The following is a 16,332-nucleotide window of genomic DNA, read 5'->3' as shown; positions in this document are numbered from 1 at the left end:
TATGGATGCTGCCTCTGCATCAGCATGCTGCTGTTAAGCGCCTCCCCCGCAGCAGACCTGTCGGAATACTGAAAGCCCGCACATCACGGCCGGATCAAGGAACTGCTTCTCCAGCAGCAAGGCTGAGGCCATCTTGCTTCGCCAGCTTCATACGTCAGCCTGCAATGGTTCCATGCCACCGCGATATGCGCGGCCGCAAAACCCGCAAACGGTTATGCCATTTGACTCAGCGTGCGATCGGCGTCGATCCTGATTTTCAATCCTCGTCCGTCTGGTCCGCAAAAAACCTGGATGGCACGGTATTCGCTAAATAAGCTGCACTCCCGATTAATTTTCATTCGCCTGAAAGGATCGTTCGAATGGGTAACAGATTGAAAGTGGTCGCCGTCTCCGGCGGATTGCAACGACCATCGCGCACTCTCGTCGTGGTCGAACGCCTGCTTGCCGCGCTCGGCGACGCGCTGCCGATCGATACGCATCTCGTCGAACTGGGACAGATCGCCACGCGCCTCGCCGGCGCGGTTCATCGCTCGCAGGTTCCCGGCGATGTGGAAGCGCACATCGCAGCCGTTGAATCCGCGGACCTGCTGGTGGTGGCGAGCCCGGTTTATCGAGCGTCGTACACAGGACTCTTCAAGCATCTGTTCGATCTCGTGCATCACGAAACGCTGTTCGACGTACCGGTTCTGCTCGCCGCGACCGGCGGCAGCGATCGTCATGCGCTGGTTATCGATCATCAACTCCGTCCATTGTTCAGCTTCTTTCAGGCTCGCACGCTGCCGATCGGCGTGTACGCGTCCGAGGCGGATTTCAGCGACTACGCGATCTCGAACCCCGTCCTGGAAGAGCGCATTGCGCTGGCGGTAGCACGCGCGCTCCCGTGGCTGCATGCCGGACGCGTGCCCGCTTCTTTCCCGCAAACCGCCACGCTGCTTGCATAGATCCCAACATCCAATCATCAGGAACATCATGAGCCAGAACCTCTCTCACGACGACACCGTCAAGTTCGCCTACTGGGTACCCAACGTCAGCGGCGGTTTGGTCGTCAGCACGATCGAGCAGCGCACCGACTGGAGTCTCGAGTACAACCAGAAGCTCGCACAAACCGCGGAGCAGGCGGGTTTCGAATACGCGTTGAGCCAGATCCGCTTCACCGCCGGATACGGCGCGGAATATCAGCACGAATCAGTTTCGTTCAGTCAGGCGCTGTTGCACGCGACCACCAAACTCAAAGTGCTGGCTGCGATTCTGCCGGGTCCATGGCACCCCGCTGTGGTCGCCAAACAACTGGCGACCATCGACCATATTTCGAACGGCCGCATTGCGATCAACGTGGTGAGCGGCTGGTTCAAAGGCGAGTTCACCGCGATCGGCGAGCCGTGGCTTGAGCACGACGAACGCTATCGCCGTTCGAACGAGTTTATTCAGGCACTCAAGGGTATCTGGACGCAGGACAACTTCACCTTCAAAGGGGATTTCTACCGCTTCAACGATTACACGCTGAGCCCCAAGCCCGTACAGAAACCGCATCCGGAGATCTTCCAGGGCGGCAGTTCACGCGCCGCGCGCGACAACGCCGCCAGTGTCTCCGACTGGTACTTCACCAACGGCAATACGCCGGAGAACCTAAAGGCGCAGATCGACGATATTCAGGCGAAGGCGGCAAAGAACAATCACAAGGTGCGTATCGGTGTGAACGCCTTTGTGATCGCACGCGATACCGAAGAAGAAGCCAGGGCCGTGCTCGCCGACATCATCAAGCATGCCCACGTCGAAGCGGTGCATGCCTTCGGCGACGCCGTCAAACAGGCCGGCAAGGCTTCACCCGAAGGGGAAGGCAACTGGGCCAAATCGAGTTTCGAAGACCTCGTGCAGTACAACGACGGTTTCCGCACCAATCTCATCGGCACGCCGCAGCAGATCGCCGAGCGCATCGTCAAGTTGAAGTCGGTTGGCGTCGATCTCGTGTTGACCGGTTTTCTTCATTTCATCGAAGAAGTGGAGTATTTCGGCAAGCGTGTCCTGCCGTTGGTGCGCGAGCTTGAACTCAAACAGCAGGCCAAGGCCGCCTGATCATGACAAACGCACAGCCGTCGACGTTACCGGACTGGCTGCGCCATCAGGCGCAGCACCGGCCGCACGCCGTCGCACTGCGGCACAAGCGGCTGGGCGCATGGCATGCGTTGTCGTGGCAAGACGTCGCCACCGCGGTCGAACATCTGGCCGCCGGTCTCGCGCAACACGGCTTTGCGGCCGGCGACGCACTGCTGCTGGTCAGCCACCCACGCGAGGAGGCGTTGCTGCTGTCACTCGCGGCGCAGTGGAACGGCGGCGTCGCGATACCGCTCGATCCGCAACTCGCCGGCGACACGTTGCGCCCGGTGCTTGCGCAGATCGCCCCGCGCTTCGCGTTCGCCGAAGACGACAGTCAGGTGGATCGGTTGCTGGCCCATGAAGGCTTGCGCGTGGTCGACGCCAATCCGCGCAATCTGGCGCCGCATCCGCATCCGGTTGTGATTGGCTATCGCACGTTGGCCGTTCAACGCGAAGGCGGTTTTGCGTCCGTCGCCCAACCCCACGACGACGCGTTCGCCTTCGTGCGCCTCGATGCCGATGGGCACCTCGTCGAGCAGCGTCTCCCACATGCAAGGCTGGTGCGCGAAGCACAGCAACTCGCAGCCACCGAGAAACTGAGCCCGTACGATGAAGCGTTTGCCGCACGTGCTTTCGCCGCCGCCTCGCAGGCGCGCTACCTGATTGCACCCTGGGTGTCGAGCGGCTTTCGCCTGAATTTTCCGGAGTCGCTCGCGACCCGCGACAACGATCGCCGCGAACTCGCGCCCACGCTCGTGGCCGGCACGCGCGAAACCTATGCCCGCGTGGCGCAACTCGTCGACGACCGCTTGCCCGCCGCGCGCTCATGGCGACGGCGCCTGATCAGCCGCGCGCAACGCAGACAGGGTGGGCCGCTCGTTCGTGCCTTGAGCTGGTGGCTCATTGCGCGTCCGCTGCGCGCGGTGATCGGTTTTTCGCGTACCCATGCCGCGCTCGTCATCGGGCCGCCGCTCGACGAGAAAACCGCCGCGCTATTCGAAGCCTTACGCGTCGATGTGCGCGCGTGGCCCGATGCCGGCGACTGGCGTCGCGTCGAACCCAGGCGTCAGGCGGCGGCGCCACAACGCCATGCGGCGGACAGCGGATTGCAAGATCCGACCCAAGAGTCGGCCCAACAGCCGGCCTATTGATGCATGAGCCAATTTTCAATGACTTCGTCCGCAACCGCCCTGCTCTCGCTCGATCATATTTCGCTGTCGTTCAAAGGCGTGAAAGCTGTCACCGATATCAGTTTCGCTGTGCGCAAGGGTGAAATCTGCGCGCTGATCGGCCCGAACGGCGCGGGCAAAAGTTCGCTGCTCAACGTGATCAACGGCGTCTATCAACCGCAGCAAGGCCGTGTGCTGTTCGACGGCCACGCCTATCGGCGCATGAATCCGTATCACGCCGCGCACCGTGGCATTGCCCGCACGTTTCAGAACATTGCGTTGTTTCGCCGGATGAGCGTGCTGGACAACGTCCTCACCGGGCGCAATCTGCACCGGCGCAGCACGTGGCTCGAGCAGACCTTGAACGTCGGCCGCGCGCGCAGCGATGAGACCACGCAGCGCCACCATGCGGAGGTCGTGATCGAAGCACTGGACTTGCAGCGCTATCGGCATAGCACCGTCGGCACCTTGCCGTACGGCGTTCAGAAACGCGTCGAATTGGCCCGCGCCCTCGCCGCCGAGCCACGCCTCCTGCTACTCGACGAACCGATGGCCGGCATGAACGCGGACGAAAAACACGCCATGGCCGGCTATGTGCTCGACGCCAACACGCAGTTCGGCGTGACCGTCGTACTCATCGAACACGACATCGGCGTGGTGATGGACCTGTCGGATCACGTCGTGGTGCTCGACTACGGCAAGAAAATCGCCGACGGCGCCCCTGCCGACGTGCGCACCAACCCGGACGTGCTGGCCGCCTATCTCGGCACCCGTCACTGAGAGACTGAACACTATGGGATTTTTTCTCGAGGTACTCGTCGGCGGCTTACTGGCCGGCGTGATGTATTCGATGGTCGCGATCGGCTTCGTACTGATCTACAAAGCCTCCGGCGTCTTCAACTTCGCACAGGGTTCGATGGTGCTGTTCGGCGCGCTCACGTATGTAAGCCTCGTCGAACGGCATGTGAACCCCGTGCTTGCATTCGGCGCGACGCTAGCGGCACTGGTGTTGATTGCGTTGCTGATCGGCCGGCTGGTGTTGCGGCCGTTGGTGAACCGGCCGCCCATTGTCCTGTTCATGGCGACACTCGGCCTGAGTTTCATTCTCGAAGGCGCAGCGCAGTTGTTCTGGGGCGCGCAGGTGCACGGTCTGGATCTCGGCATCGACGACAAGCCGCTCAACGTGGCCGGCGTCATGATCAGCCAGTTCGACATCTTTGCCGCCGCGACCGCCGGCGTGCTGGTGATCGGCCTGTCGCTGCTGACCAATCGCACGCGGCTCGGTTTGTCGCTGCGTGCGGTCGCCGACGATCCGCTCGCGGCGCTCGCCATCGGCGTGCGGCTGCCGCGCGTATGGGCGATCGTCTGGGCGTTGGCCGGCTTTGTCAGCCTCGTGGCGGGGCTGCTGTGGGGCGCACGGCTCGGCGTGCAGTTCTCGCTTTCGCTGGTGGTGTTGAAGGCGCTGCCGGTGCTGATTATCGGTGGGTTCTCGTCGATTGGCGGAGCGATCGTGGGAGGCCTGCTGATCGGCGCATCGGAGAAACTTGCCGAGGTCTATGTCGGCAGCCTGCTGGGCGGCGGCATAGAAAACTGGTTCCCCTATCTGCTCGCGATGCTATTCCTGCTCGCGCGCCCTGTCGGCCTGTTCGGCGAACCCGCCGTCGAACGCGTGTGAGGACCGCCATGTCATCCGCTCGCGCCACCCTGAACGCACCACGCAAGTTCAAGCCACACTCGCTGCGATTGCCGCTGCTGAAGTCATTGCTCACAGCCTTGCTCGTACTGATCGCGTTCATCGCCGTGCCGCTCTTCGGCAACGATTACTGGCTCAATGCCATTCTGATTCCGTTCCTCGTGCTGTCTCTCGCGGGGCTCGGCCTGAACCTGGTCACCGGCTACGCGGGCCAGCTCTCGCTCGGCTCCGCGGCGTTCATGTCGGTTGGCGCGTATGCCACCTACAACCTGATGGTGCGGGTGCCCGGCCTGCCGCTGATCGTCGATCTGTTGCTGGGTGGACTGATCACCGCCGCGGTCGGCGCCGTGTTCGGTTTGCCGAGTCTGCGTATCAAGGGCTTCTATCTGATCGTCTCGACATTGGCCGCACAGTTCTTTGTCGAATGGATTTTTACGCGGGTTAGCTGGTTTTCCAATGACGACACCTCAGGCGTACTCAGCGCGCCGCGCCTCACCGCGTTCGGCTGGAAAATCGACACGCCGGCCGCCCGCTATCTGCTCGTGCTGGGCGTCACCACCGTCCTGTTTATTTTTGCGGGCCGCCTCGTGCGCAGCGAACTCGGCCGCCGCTGGATGGCGGTGCGCGACATGGACACCGCAGCGCGCGTGATCGGCATTCCGGCCGGCCGCACCAAGTTGCTCGCCTTCGCGCTGAGTTCATTCGTGATCGGCATTGCCGGTGCGTTGTGGGCATTTGCCTATCTCGGTACGGTCGAGCCCCACGGCTTCGATCTCAATCTGTCGTTTCAGGTGTTGTTCATCATCATCATCGGCGGCATGGGGAGTATCGGCGGGAATTTTCTTGGCGCGGCGTTCATCGTGCTGTTGCCCATTCTTCTCTCGAACGCGGCAGGCACGCTCGCCAGCGTCGGCATCGAAGCCGGTCAGTTGCAGAACCTGCAGAAGATCCTCTTCGGCACGTTGATCATCGTTTTTCTCATCAAGGAACCAGACGGGCTCGCAAGACTGGTTCAGACCGCGCAGAACCGTCTGCGCGACTGGCCGCTGCGCGCATGACGCCGGGTTCATCCATCGTTTTCCACTCCGTAAACCGTCGCTTATCCACTCAAGGCTCATTTAGTATGAATTTCATCGACTCCTTCAAAAGGCGTGGGACAGTCTCGCGCGCCGCCGTTGCCGCGAGCCTGATGCTTGCGCTCACCGCCGCGTTTGTGCCCACCGTGCAAGCCGCCGGCGAAGAATACTTCCCGTTGCAAAGCTATCGCGTCGGACCGTATGCCGCCGGCGGCAGCGGGTTCTTCGGTGGGTTCATCGACTATATGAACCTCATTAACAAGCGCGATGGCGGCGTGAATGGGGTCAAGCTGACGTGGAGCGAATGCGAAACCGAATACGTGGTGGAGAAAGGCGTGGAGTGCTACGAGCGGCTCAAAGGCGGCCTGAACGGCGCACCGGCTGCGGCCACCAATCCGCTCTCGGTCGGCATCGCCTACGCGACGCTCGACCGCTCGACTGCCGACAAGATTCCGCTCGTCACGATCAATCACGGCCGCACGGATTCCACCGACGGCGCGGTATTCCCGTACGTCTTTCCGCTCCAGCTCAATCCGTATAGCGAAGTCTCGGCAATCGTCAATTACATCGGTCAGCAATCAGGCGGGTTGAACCAGCTCAAGGGCAAGAAGATCGTGGTGCTCTATCACGGCTCGCCTTATGGCCGCGAGACGATTCCGGTGCTCGACACACTCGCTAAAAAGTACGGCTTCGAACTCACGCAGATCGAAGTCCCGCATCCGGGTAACGAGCAGGGCTCGCAGTGGCTCACCATCCACCGGATCAATCCGGACTGGGTGATTCTGCGCGGCTGGGGCGTGATGAATCCGGTCGCGTTGAAGTCGGCGCAGAAGGTCGGCTTCCCGGCGAATCACATCATCGGCAACATCTGGAGCAATTCGGAAGAGGACGCGCGCCCGGCCGGCGACGCCGCCAAGGGCTTCATTTCGATCACCACGCACCCGTCGGGCACCGATTTCCCGGTGCTTCAGGCGATCAATCAGTATGTGATCAAACCTGGCAACGGCAACCTGAAGGATCCTGCGCGCTTCGGTACCGTGTACTACAACCTCGGCGTGGTCAACGGCATTCTCAATGTCGAAGCGTTGCGCGTCGCGCAGGCCAGGTATGGCAATAAACCGCTAACTGGCGAACAGGTGCGCTGGGGTTTCGAGCATTTGAATCTCGACGACGCGCGTCTTAAGCAGCTCGGCGCGTACGGCCTGGTTCAGCCGCTGAAACTGTCGTGCTCCGATCACGAGGGTGGCGGCGCCGTGCGCTTCCAGCAATGGGACGGCCAGCAATGGAAGGTGATCAGCGGCTGGGTCCAGGCGGATCGTGCGCTGCTGCGACCGATCATCGAGAAGTCGGCCAATGCGTACGCCAAGGAGAAGGGCATTACACCGCGCGATTGCAGCAAGGACCTCTGAGCATGAGCGCCGCCCCGATCCTGCAGGTCGAAGAGATCGCCGTGACGTATAGCCAGCTCATTGCGGCACTGCGCGGCGTCTCACTGACGGTGCCCACCGGCGCCATCGTTGCCCTGCTGGGCGGCAATGGCGCGGGCAAGACGACCACGCTGAAAGCCGTCTCGAACCTGATCCGTGCCCAACGGGGCGAGCTGACGTCGGGCCGCATCGCCTATCGCGGCGACGCGATTACCGACGTGGACCCATGGACACTCGCCGAACGCGGGCTCGTGCAGGTGCTGGAGGGGCGGCGTTGTTTCGCCCATCTATCGGTCGAGGAGAATCTGCGGCTCGGCGCCTTTGTACGAAGACCCCCGCGTGCCCATCTCGAGGCGGAGCTCGAACGCATCTATGGGATCTTTCCGCGGCTCAAGGAGCGCCGTAAGACGCTGGCAGGCTATACGTCGGGGGGAGAACAGCAGATGGTTGCGATCGGCCGCGCGTTGATGGCGCGGCCCTCGCTGGTGTTGCTCGACGAACCTTCGATGGGCCTCGCTCCGCAAGTCGTCGAGGAAATCTTCGAGACGGTGGCGGCGCTCAATCGCGACGACGATGTCAGTTTTTTGCTGGCGGAACAGAATGCGGCGCTCGCGCTGCGCTATGCGCAGTCCGGCTATGTGCTCGAAGGCGGTCGCGTGGTCGCGCATGGGAAAGCGGACGTTCTGCTGGAACTGGATGTATTGCGCGATGCCTATCTGGGGAGCGGCGAACGGTCTGCACAAGTCACGGGCGGCCCGCGCAGAGGCTCCCGTTACGCGCTTGCTCAGTGACAGCCCGGCCAGCGCCATAGACGCCTGAACCTTGCAACGCTACCGCTCACACCTTATCGGCGGAATGCGCGGCAAGGTTCTTTTCGAGCTGCGGGATCTCCTCACCCCGGACCGATTTGCCGAGAAGAAAACCCTGGGCATGCGTGCATCCGCAAACCCGCACAAAATTCAGCTGTTCCTGCGTCTCGATGCCTTCCGCCGTGGTCGGCATGCCGATTTCCCGTGCCAAAGCCACAATCCCGCGAACCACAGCCGCGGATTCGCGCCGATGTACGGACTCCTTGACGAACGAACTGTCGATCTTGAGCTTGTCGAATGAGAAACGCACGAGTGTCGACATGGTTGAAAAACCCGTGCCGAAATCGTCGAGCGCGAGGCCGATTCCCAACGCACGCAGCTTCTCGACATTTTGCCGGGTGACGCTATCGTCGCTCAACAACACCGTTTCCGTGACTTCGATATTCAGACGTGCCGGCGCCAATCCCGTCTTGCCAAGAATCGCGGCGACAGTCGACGCAAACGACTCCTCCCGCAACTGCACCGGCGAAACATTCACCGCGACGCTCACCGCATCGCGCCAGGTGGCCGCTTCCGTGCAGGATTGCAGCAAGGCCCACTCGCCGAGTGCGAGGATGAGGCCGGTACGTTCGGCAGTGGGAATGAAGGCTGAAGGAGAAAGCTCGCCGCGGGTCGGGTGGGTCCAGCGCAGCAGCGCCTCGCGGCCGGAAATCGTGTCGTCGCTGAGATCGACAATCGGCTGGTACTCCATGCGCAGATCGCGATAAGACTGCATCGCGCCTTCCAGGTCGCTGCGCAGCAAGCTCAAACTTTCGTCGGAGGCGTGTCTAACCGCATCGAAGATCGCGAAGGCGCTCTTGCCGCTGCGCTTGACTGCGTACAACGCGCGGTCCGCGCAGATGAGCAATTGCGGCCCGGTGGTTGCGTGCTCCGGATAGAGCGAGACGCCCACGCTGGCGCCGATGTGCACCAATGCCTCGGTCAGTGCGAAAGGACGCGCGAGTGTTTTGACGATGCGGTCCGCCAGCAAATCGACGTCGCGGGTCGACGCCGTGCCGTCGGTAATGGCGACAAACTCGTCGCCCGCCTGGCGTCCGACCAGGCCGCCGGCCGCCAGCACTTCGCGCAATCGAATCGCGGCTTCCTGAAGAATCTGATCGCCGGCGGCGTGGCCCAGGCTGTCATTGATCGCCTTGAAACCGTCGAGGTCGATCAGCAGAACCGCGAATCGATAGTCCTGCCGCAACGAGCCTGCCGCGGTGCGCTCCAGCAGAAGCTCGTTAATGCGCGCGCGATTGGGCAGGCCGGTGAGACTGTCATGGTGGGCGAGCCGGTGACTGCTTTCGCGCGCCAGCAGTAGCGCAACGATGTCGCGATTGCTGCGCAACGCCACAGTAAAAAAACCTGCGGCGCAAAACGGCGCCTGGAACAGCAGCACGAGCTTGCCGGAACCGGGAGAAAGCGCCGCCCCGCAAGCCAATAGCCCGAGAATGAACGAAATCTGCAGAAGCACGAGCCGGGGCGTGCCCGCGTTGCGTCCGGCCAGTCCGCCGATCACACCCACCGCGCAAACGTTGCCGAGCAGAAAAAGCGTCTGGTCTCCGCTGATATTGCACAAAAACGTGCCAATGCCGAATACGACAGCCCAGAGCAGGCTCGCGAGGAGAAAGGCTGAGGTAGGAGTCGGCAGATTGCGGGCGCTGCGCCGGTCGGATAGCCAGATCAGCGTGAGACGCGCAATCAGCAACGCGACCACGGCGCAGCCCCACGCCGCGTAAAGGGCCGTTGGATACAGGTAGTAGGCGGTCGCGCAAACACTGATTTCGCAAATCGAAGCAAATACAATCGACGCGGTTCGAGTGAACAGATTGGCAAGCAATATTTGCCGATTGTCAGCGCTCAGATTCTGAGCGGAGGACACTACCCATTTAAAAAATGGAGACCTTGGTTCGCTGAAAGCCATGACCTGCGCATTTTTAATGGTTAGTGGAACACCCCGCGCAATTATCACGTAAACCAAAAGTGTCCGGTGCAAAGCCTCAGCCCTGCTCCGGACTCATCAAACTTGTGCAACGACAGTGCCGCTCAAACGACTTCCACCGGCACCCGTTTTGCCAACGCGCACATCAGTTCATATCCGATCGTTCCCGAAGCGTGGGCGACCTCGTCGATCCTGACCTGGTCACCCCATAGCTCGACTTTTGAACCGATCTGCGCATGCGGGCAAGGCGACAGGTCGACGGTCAGCATGTCCATCGAAACACGGCCCACCACTTGCGTCATCACGCCATCGACCGCGATGGGCGTACCCGTGGATGCGTGCCGGGGATAACCGTCCGCATAGCCGCAGGCAACCACGCCAATGCGCATTTCACGATTCGCGGCGAAGGCGCGACCATAGCCGACTGTTTCCTGCGCCGACAACGACTGCACGCCGATCACTTCGCTTCTGAACGACATTGAAGCGCGCAAGCCCACGTCGTCGATGTGGCGCGACTGACCGGTGGGCGAACCGCCGTAGAGCACGACACCCGGGCGCACCCAGTCGCGATGCGCCTGGGGATGCCACAGAACGGCTGCGGAATTCGCGAGACTTCGTTGACCCGGTATGTCTTGAGTCACCGCATCGAAACGATCCATCTGCCATGCAACGTCGCCTTCGTCCGCATTCGCGAAATGGCTCATCAGCGTGATGTCCGCGATACCCGGAATCGATTTCGCTTCGTCCCACGCGGCGCGGTATGCGTCGGGCCGGAAGCCGAGGCGATTCATGCCGGAGTTCATTTTCAGATTCACGTTGACGCGCTTGCCCGACGACGACAGGCGCAACAGATCGAGTTGCTCACGGCAATGCACGGCTATGGAAAGATCGAACTGTTGAGCGATCTGCACATCATCCGGCCGGAAGATACCTTCCAGAAGAAGCACCGGCCTGGTCCAACCCAACTCGCGCACGCGGACCGCTTCGTCGAGATCGAGTAGCGCGATGCCGTCGGCACTCGCGAGCGCCGGGAAAATGCGCTCGATGCCGTGTCCGTATGCGTTGGCTTTGACCACGGCCCAAACCCGTGATCGAGGTGCCCGCTGTTTGACGACGGAGAGATTATGGGCAACTGCGTCGGGATGAATCTGCGCAACGATGGGGCGTGGCATAGGAGGCGTTGATGCTTGTTTGGAAAGGGAATAGATGCCTGTTGCTAACAACCAGCGTTATGCGTGACAGGCAGCGTTTTCCACTATCGTATCGAGCCTCAGCCAGTTTTTGTTAATGTATTGTTTTGATTTTCAGGTTTATCTTCCGTCTGATTGCACCTGATTCTGCCCGGCCGGAAAGTGTCGATTCGCAGCGCAGCACGAACGACACCCTCCGGCGCGAGCGCTCATTGGATATCCAGCACCGGTTGGCTTTTCACGAGATCGTCGATCGCCTTGATCTGCGATAGGAAAGCTTCGAGCAGATGAAGCGGCAATGCGCTTGGACCGTCACAGCGCGCACGATCAGGGTCCGGGTGAGCCTCGAGGAAGAGCCCGGCCAGCCCCACTGCCATCCCGGCGCGAGCGAGGTCGACCACCTGGCGGCGACGGCCGCCGGATGCTTCGCTCGCGGGATCGCGGCGTTGCAGACTGTGCGTGACGTCGAATATCACCGGGCAGTTGTCGCTCGCGTCGCGCATCTCGCGGAACCCCAGCATATCCACGACGAGGTTGTCGTAGCCAAACGAACTGCCACGCTCGCACAGAATCACCTGGCGATTGCCAGCCTCATTGCATTTCGCCACCACGTGTTTGATCTGCGACGGACTCATGAACTGCGGCTTCTTCACATTGACCGGCTTACCGGTGCCCGCAATCGCCACCACCAGATCCGTTTGACGGGCAAGAAACGCCGGCACCTGGAGCACGTCGGCGACGTCGGCAACCGGGCGCGCCTGCGCGACTTCGTGCACGTCCGTAATGACCGGAACGCCAAATCGCTGCTTCACCGCGCTTAGTATCTCGAGCCCTTCATCCAGCCCAACCCCGCGATACGAATGCATCGATGAGCGGTTCGCCTTGTCGAACGAGGCCTTGAATACGAACGGCACGTTCAGCTTATGCGTGACTTCGACATACTTCTCACACACGTCCAGCGTGAAATCGAGGCTTTCGAGTACATTCAGGCCGCCGAAGAGTACGAACGGCAGCGTGTTGCCGAGCGTCACGCCCGGTGCGATATTGATATTCATGATGTTCCCCCTACATTTGATAAACCACATCCGCGCGACCACGCGCGCCGATGTGGAAACAATCTTCGCCGTCGCTCAATGCATCAGCCCGCGTGTGTAGAACGGTGCGAGCTGTTGACATGCAGAGACTACCACCGGAACGCCGGACAACCTTGCTCCAATGACCGGGAGCGGCATTCCTTCGCGGGAAGAAGCAGGAAGAGACACGCAAGTTGTTTGAACTCACGCTGTTGTGAAATCGGCGCTCGCGATCACTGACCGAGCATGAAATCGAGCATCATGTCCTGTACAGCCTCGACCATCTGTACACCATTCGCCGTCTTGCAGCCAGCGGTCTGAGCTACCCGCAGGAATGGCGTCACGCCATGCCCGGCGACAACGTCGCCCACGAACATGGAAGAAGTAAGCAGCTTCGCAGCGACGGGAAACGGATCGCCGGCTGCCATACCCATTGGCGTCGCATTGCAGACCATATCGCAGCCCGCCGGGTCTGCCGGACCGACGCGCACCCGGCCGCGCCCCAGATTGCCTAGCACCGCTATCAACTGCTCGACGCGAGACGCGTTGGCATCGTGAACGATCAGTTCGCGAACGCCTGCTTCGAGCAACGCGATGGCGATCGCACTGCCCGCGGCGCCGGCTCCGACCAGCAGCGCTCGCGCGCCCTCGGGCCTCGCGCCCGCGTCGATCTGCGCTTTCACGAAAGCCAGCCCGTCGAGCATTGCGCCATGCCAGGTCCCGTCTGAATTGCGGCGCATCACACTCACCCCGCCGAGCAATCTCGCCGTCCCGGAGCTACTGGCGCAGTACGTGAACGCCGTAAATTTGTGCGGCATGGTAACCAGCAGGCCGTCGACATTCGGCGTGCTCGTGAGCCCCCGCATGACAACGTCCAGATTGCCTGCCGCCACCTGCATCGGGATGCAGATGCCGTTGTGCCCTCGTGCTGCGAAGCCACGGGTCAGGCGTTGCGGCGATTTGACGAATACGATCGGGTCTCCAATGATCGGAAACAAACGCGACTCGCCAGTCAGATTCTCAGGCATTCTGCTATCCAGGCTCACGCCCCTTAACGTACCGTGTAGCCACCATCGACAGCGAGCGCATGACCGATCACGAAGCTGGCGCCAGGACTGCACAGCCAGAGTACCGCCGAGGCAATTTCTTCGGGGCGGCCGAGCCGTCCAATGGGCTGCTCTTTCATCAACGCATCCATCGCCTCAGGTTCACGCTCGATCATGCCGGTGACCATCGGGGTTGCGATAATGCCGGGGCAAATCGCATTGATGCGAATGCCTCGTGCAGCGTATTCGAGGCCGGCGCTCTTCGTCAGTCCCAGAACGCCATGTTTGGATGCGTGATATACGCCACGGCCCGCAATACCCACCAGTCCACCCAGCGACGAGCAATTGACGATTGCGCCGCTGCCCTGCTTGCGCATCTGCTGCAACTCGTACTTCATGCAGTTCCAGACGCCGCGCAGATTGACCGCCATCACGCGCTCGTATTCTTCGCTGCTGGCATCGGCCGTTTCCGCGACCGGACTATTGATGCCGGCATTGTTGTACGCGGCATCCAGACGGCCGAAGGTGGCTACAGTCAGATCGACCATTTCCTTGACCTGAGCCTCATCGGCCACATCGCATCGCACCGCGATGGCCTTGTGCCCCTCGGATACGAGTTGTTCGGCAGCGGAACGAACTGCCGCTTCATTAAAGTCCGCGAGAACTACCGCAGCACCGGCTTCGGCGAATGCCTGAGCCGTGGTCAGCCCCATGCCGGAGCCCGCGCCGGTCACAAGCGCGACCTGACCTTCGAAAGTGATGTTCATATCTGGCTCGCTTCAATCGTTTAGTAAGCCAGATGATAGGGATAGTTGTTCTTTCTATTAAGCCCATGAAACCGCAAACCCTCATGAACCATAGTCATGAATCCCGGAGACGCTGCGCCACCTTCAATCCGTCTTCGGACGATAACGCAGCGAATCGATAACCAGCGCCAAGGCTCGCGAGGACTCCGAGCGACTCGCGTAGTACGCGTGCAAACCTGGAAACGTTGGACACCAGTCGTCGAGCACGCGAACAAGACGTCCCGCCGTGACGTGAGCTTGCACCAGATCCGATGGCAGGTAGGCAAGGCCATAGCCCGCCAGCGCGGCGTCGAGCATGTGATAGCTGCCGTTGAATGAGAGCTGACCCTCCACGCGCACCTGAACTTCACGACTGCCCTTTTTTAGCTCCCAGGCATAGAACCCGCCGAGTGTCGGCAGACGCAAATTGATGCAGTTGTGCTGCATCAGATCCTGAGGCTTCTTCGGCTGCGGCTTGTTCTCCAGGTACGCCGGCGAGCCGACGATCGACATCTTCATATCCGCGGCAATGCGAACCGCGATCATGTCTTTCGCGACCTGATCGCCATGGCGGATGCCGATATCGTAGCGGTCCGCGACGATATCGGTGAGGCCATAGTCCGTCATGATCTCGACCTTGATCTCCGGATACTTGTGCAGCACTTTGGACAACTTGGGCCAGAGAACCGTGTTGGTGGCGTGATCTGTCGCCGTGATGCGAATCGTCCCGGCAGGCTTGTCGCGGAGTTCGGTTACCGCCATCAGTTCAGCTTCGATTTCCACGAAGCGAGGCGCCACCCTCTGCAGGATGCGTTCACCCGCTTCGGTAGGCGACACGCTGCGCGTGGTCCGCGTCAGCAAGCGCAGGCCAAGCCGGCTTTCGAGTGCACGAATGGTATGGCTCAACGCGGATTGCGACACACCTAGCTGCGCGGCCGCGCGGGTGAAGCTGCGTTCGCGCGCAACAGCGATGAAGGCGAGCAGATCGTTGAAATTTTCGCGTGGCATTGATGAACCGATCTCATGGGTGTTGGTGGGATTTAACCACTAGTCACACGTGAGCGCATTGACTAAATTCGTCATGCCAATCGCGGCTGTACTAGCCCGGCCGCTTCTCCAACACGTCTTTTACAACCGGCAGCGCGGAGAATACGTTGGGCCAACCCGCGTAGAAGGCCAACTGCGTCATCACTTCGGAGGCTTGCGCGTTCGTGAGGCCGTTGTCCATTGCACGGTTCAGGTGATACGTCAGTTGCGCGAACTGCCCCGTGGCGACAAGCGCACTGACCGTCACCAGGCTTCGATCTCGGGGCTTGAGGCCCGGACGCAGCCAGAGATCATGAAAAAGTGCTTGCGTCGTGTAGTGCACGACACCTGGCGCGACCGCACCGAAGTTCTTCTCAACGACTGTTGCCCTTTGAGCTTCCGCGGCCTCGTCGATTGGAAGCTGTTCGCCCGGAACCGCCGGCAGCCCGGATAGCGTGATCCCGCGCTTATCGAAAACCGGCTTTGCGGCCACCACAGCCGACGCCGCATTGCCCCAACCGGAATAGAACGCCAGATGCGTGACGATTTCGGAAAACTCATCCGGCTTCACGCCGCTGTCGAGCGCCAGGTTCAGGTAAAACGGAATATCGGTGGTCTGATTGCGCGCAATCAGCACCGCTAGCGTAACAATGCTGCGATCCCGGGCCGACAGTTGCGGGCGCTTCCAGAGATCGCCGAGCAGTACGCCGTTCGTGTAATGCTCCAGCGCCGGCGAGATAGTGCGCATGGCATCGAGTGTGGATGTCGGCGGAAGAGAAGCTACTTTCGTCATATCGGTTGTCCTTTCGATTTGCGAACAGGCGCCAAGCCCCAAAGAAAGCACCGTCGCTGCTACGGCAAAATATTTCATCTTGCGATTCCGTTCTGTAGATGAGGTGAGCAGCGGTCGAATCGGGCGCGTGGCGCGGGATGTCCGCGGGTTCATGACCAATCTAATCATCT

Annotated in this window: 15 protein-coding genes; 8 read left to right on the top strand and 7 right to left on the bottom strand. The window is 61.1% G+C overall.

Features of this window, described 5'->3' with window-relative positions:
• The first annotated feature begins 359 nt into the window (after positions 1-359).
• The 8 genes from msuE (at position 360) to GH665_RS23690 (ending at position 8,250) form a co-directional block, all read left to right on the top strand.
• The gene (gene msuE, locus GH665_RS23725; RefSeq protein WP_153139428.1) at positions 360-941 is read left to right on the top strand and encodes an FMN reductase; all 582 of its coding nucleotides are present in this window, start codon (positions 360-362) and stop codon (positions 939-941) included.
• 28 nt (positions 942-969) lie between these two features.
• The gene (sfnG, locus tag GH665_RS23720) at positions 970-2,073 is read left to right on the top strand and encodes a dimethylsulfone monooxygenase SfnG (RefSeq protein WP_153139426.1); all 1,104 of its coding nucleotides are present in this window, start codon (positions 970-972) and stop codon (positions 2,071-2,073) included.
• Positions 2,074-2,075: 2 nt separating this feature from the next.
• The gene (locus GH665_RS23715; protein ID WP_153139423.1) at positions 2,076-3,245 is read left to right on the top strand and encodes an AMP-binding protein; all 1,170 of its coding nucleotides are present in this window, start codon (positions 2,076-2,078) and stop codon (positions 3,243-3,245) included.
• Positions 3,246-3,263: 18 nt separating this feature from the next.
• The gene (locus tag GH665_RS23710) at positions 3,264-4,043 is read left to right on the top strand and encodes an ABC transporter ATP-binding protein (protein ID WP_153139421.1); all 780 of its coding nucleotides are present in this window, start codon (positions 3,264-3,266) and stop codon (positions 4,041-4,043) included.
• 13 nt (positions 4,044-4,056) lie between these two features.
• Positions 4,057-4,938, top strand: coding sequence for a branched-chain amino acid ABC transporter permease (locus tag GH665_RS23705; RefSeq protein WP_153139419.1), 882 nt, complete (start codon positions 4,057-4,059; stop codon positions 4,936-4,938).
• 8 nt (positions 4,939-4,946) lie between these two features.
• Positions 4,947-6,014, top strand: a complete 1,068-nt coding sequence (locus tag GH665_RS23700) for a branched-chain amino acid ABC transporter permease (protein ID WP_153139418.1) — start codon at positions 4,947-4,949, stop codon at positions 6,012-6,014.
• Between the two features lie 65 nt (positions 6,015-6,079).
• Positions 6,080-7,441 (top strand): ABC transporter substrate-binding protein, encoded by a 1,362-nt coding sequence (locus GH665_RS23695; protein WP_153139416.1) that lies wholly within the window; start codon positions 6,080-6,082, stop codon positions 7,439-7,441.
• Positions 7,442-7,443: 2 nt separating this feature from the next.
• Positions 7,444-8,250 (top strand): ABC transporter ATP-binding protein, encoded by an 807-nt coding sequence (locus tag GH665_RS23690; RefSeq protein WP_153139414.1) that lies wholly within the window; start codon positions 7,444-7,446, stop codon positions 8,248-8,250.
• Positions 8,251-8,296: 46 nt separating this feature from the next.
• On the opposite strand, the gene GH665_RS23685 is transcribed toward GH665_RS23690, so the two are convergent.
• From GH665_RS23685 to GH665_RS23655, 7 genes are all read right to left on the bottom strand, one after another.
• Positions 8,297-10,231: a putative bifunctional diguanylate cyclase/phosphodiesterase gene (locus GH665_RS23685; protein WP_153139412.1), complete on the bottom strand. Its 1,935-nt coding sequence runs from the start codon at positions 10,229-10,231 to the stop codon at positions 8,297-8,299.
• Positions 10,232-10,353: 122 nt separating this feature from the next.
• Positions 10,354-11,421: an alanine racemase gene (gene alr, locus GH665_RS23680; protein WP_153139410.1), complete on the bottom strand. Its 1,068-nt coding sequence runs from the start codon at positions 11,419-11,421 to the stop codon at positions 10,354-10,356.
• Positions 11,422-11,648: 227 nt separating this feature from the next.
• Positions 11,649-12,494, bottom strand: a complete 846-nt coding sequence (gene kdsA, locus GH665_RS23675; RefSeq protein ID WP_153139408.1) for a 3-deoxy-8-phosphooctulonate synthase — start codon at positions 12,492-12,494, stop codon at positions 11,649-11,651.
• 251 nt (positions 12,495-12,745) lie between these two features.
• Positions 12,746-13,540 (bottom strand): shikimate dehydrogenase family protein, encoded by a 795-nt coding sequence (locus GH665_RS23670; RefSeq protein WP_153139406.1) that lies wholly within the window; start codon positions 13,538-13,540, stop codon positions 12,746-12,748.
• A gap of 23 nt (positions 13,541-13,563) precedes the next feature.
• Positions 13,564-14,325, bottom strand: a complete 762-nt coding sequence (locus GH665_RS23665; protein ID WP_153139404.1) for a glucose 1-dehydrogenase — start codon at positions 14,323-14,325, stop codon at positions 13,564-13,566.
• Between the two features lie 123 nt (positions 14,326-14,448).
• On the bottom strand, positions 14,449-15,351 hold the full coding sequence (locus tag GH665_RS23660; RefSeq protein ID WP_153139402.1) for a LysR family transcriptional regulator: 903 nt from the start codon (positions 15,349-15,351) through the stop codon (positions 14,449-14,451).
• A gap of 91 nt (positions 15,352-15,442) precedes the next feature.
• The gene (locus GH665_RS23655; RefSeq protein ID WP_246216341.1) at positions 15,443-16,162 is read right to left on the bottom strand and encodes a carboxymuconolactone decarboxylase family protein; all 720 of its coding nucleotides are present in this window, start codon (positions 16,160-16,162) and stop codon (positions 15,443-15,445) included.
• Positions 16,163-16,332 lie beyond the last annotated feature (170 nt).

This window comes from Paraburkholderia agricolaris, assembly GCF_009455635.1.
Taxonomy (GTDB): domain Bacteria; phylum Pseudomonadota; class Gammaproteobacteria; order Burkholderiales; family Burkholderiaceae; genus Paraburkholderia; species Paraburkholderia agricolaris.
The sequence above is the reverse complement of the archived record's forward strand: the minus strand, read 5'-3'. Positions and strand labels throughout refer to the sequence as shown.

Excerpts from the sequence above, each read along its gene's own strand:
- msuE (WP_153139428.1), top strand. The coding sequence starts at position 360 with ATGGGTAACAGATTGAAAGTGGTCGCCGTCTCCGGCGGATTGCAACGA.
- sfnG (WP_153139426.1), top strand. The coding sequence starts at position 970 with ATGAGCCAGAACCTCTCTCACGACGACACCGTCAAGTTCGCCTACTGG.
- GH665_RS23715 (WP_153139423.1), top strand. The coding sequence starts at position 2,076 with ATGACAAACGCACAGCCGTCGACGTTACCGGACTGGCTGCGCCATCAG.
- GH665_RS23710 (WP_153139421.1), top strand. The coding sequence starts at position 3,264 with ATGACTTCGTCCGCAACCGCCCTGCTCTCGCTCGATCATATTTCGCTG.
- GH665_RS23705 (WP_153139419.1), top strand. The coding sequence starts at position 4,057 with ATGGGATTTTTTCTCGAGGTACTCGTCGGCGGCTTACTGGCCGGCGTG.
- GH665_RS23700 (WP_153139418.1), top strand. The coding sequence starts at position 4,947 with ATGTCATCCGCTCGCGCCACCCTGAACGCACCACGCAAGTTCAAGCCA.
- GH665_RS23695 (WP_153139416.1), top strand. The coding sequence starts at position 6,080 with ATGAATTTCATCGACTCCTTCAAAAGGCGTGGGACAGTCTCGCGCGCC.
- GH665_RS23690 (WP_153139414.1), top strand. The coding sequence starts at position 7,444 with ATGAGCGCCGCCCCGATCCTGCAGGTCGAAGAGATCGCCGTGACGTAT.
- GH665_RS23685 (WP_153139412.1), bottom strand. The coding sequence starts at position 10,231 with ATGGCTTTCAGCGAACCAAGGTCTCCATTTTTTAAATGGGTAGTGTCC.
- alr (WP_153139410.1), bottom strand. The coding sequence starts at position 11,421 with ATGCCACGCCCCATCGTTGCGCAGATTCATCCCGACGCAGTTGCCCAT.
- kdsA (WP_153139408.1), bottom strand. The coding sequence starts at position 12,494 with ATGAATATCAATATCGCACCGGGCGTGACGCTCGGCAACACGCTGCCG.
- GH665_RS23670 (WP_153139406.1), bottom strand. The coding sequence starts at position 13,540 with ATGCCTGAGAATCTGACTGGCGAGTCGCGTTTGTTTCCGATCATTGGA.
- GH665_RS23665 (WP_153139404.1), bottom strand. The coding sequence starts at position 14,325 with ATGAACATCACTTTCGAAGGTCAGGTCGCGCTTGTGACCGGCGCGGGC.
- GH665_RS23660 (WP_153139402.1), bottom strand. The coding sequence starts at position 15,351 with ATGCCACGCGAAAATTTCAACGATCTGCTCGCCTTCATCGCTGTTGCG.
- GH665_RS23655 (WP_246216341.1), bottom strand. The coding sequence starts at position 16,162 with ATGACGAAAGTAGCTTCTCTTCCGCCGACATCCACACTCGATGCCATG.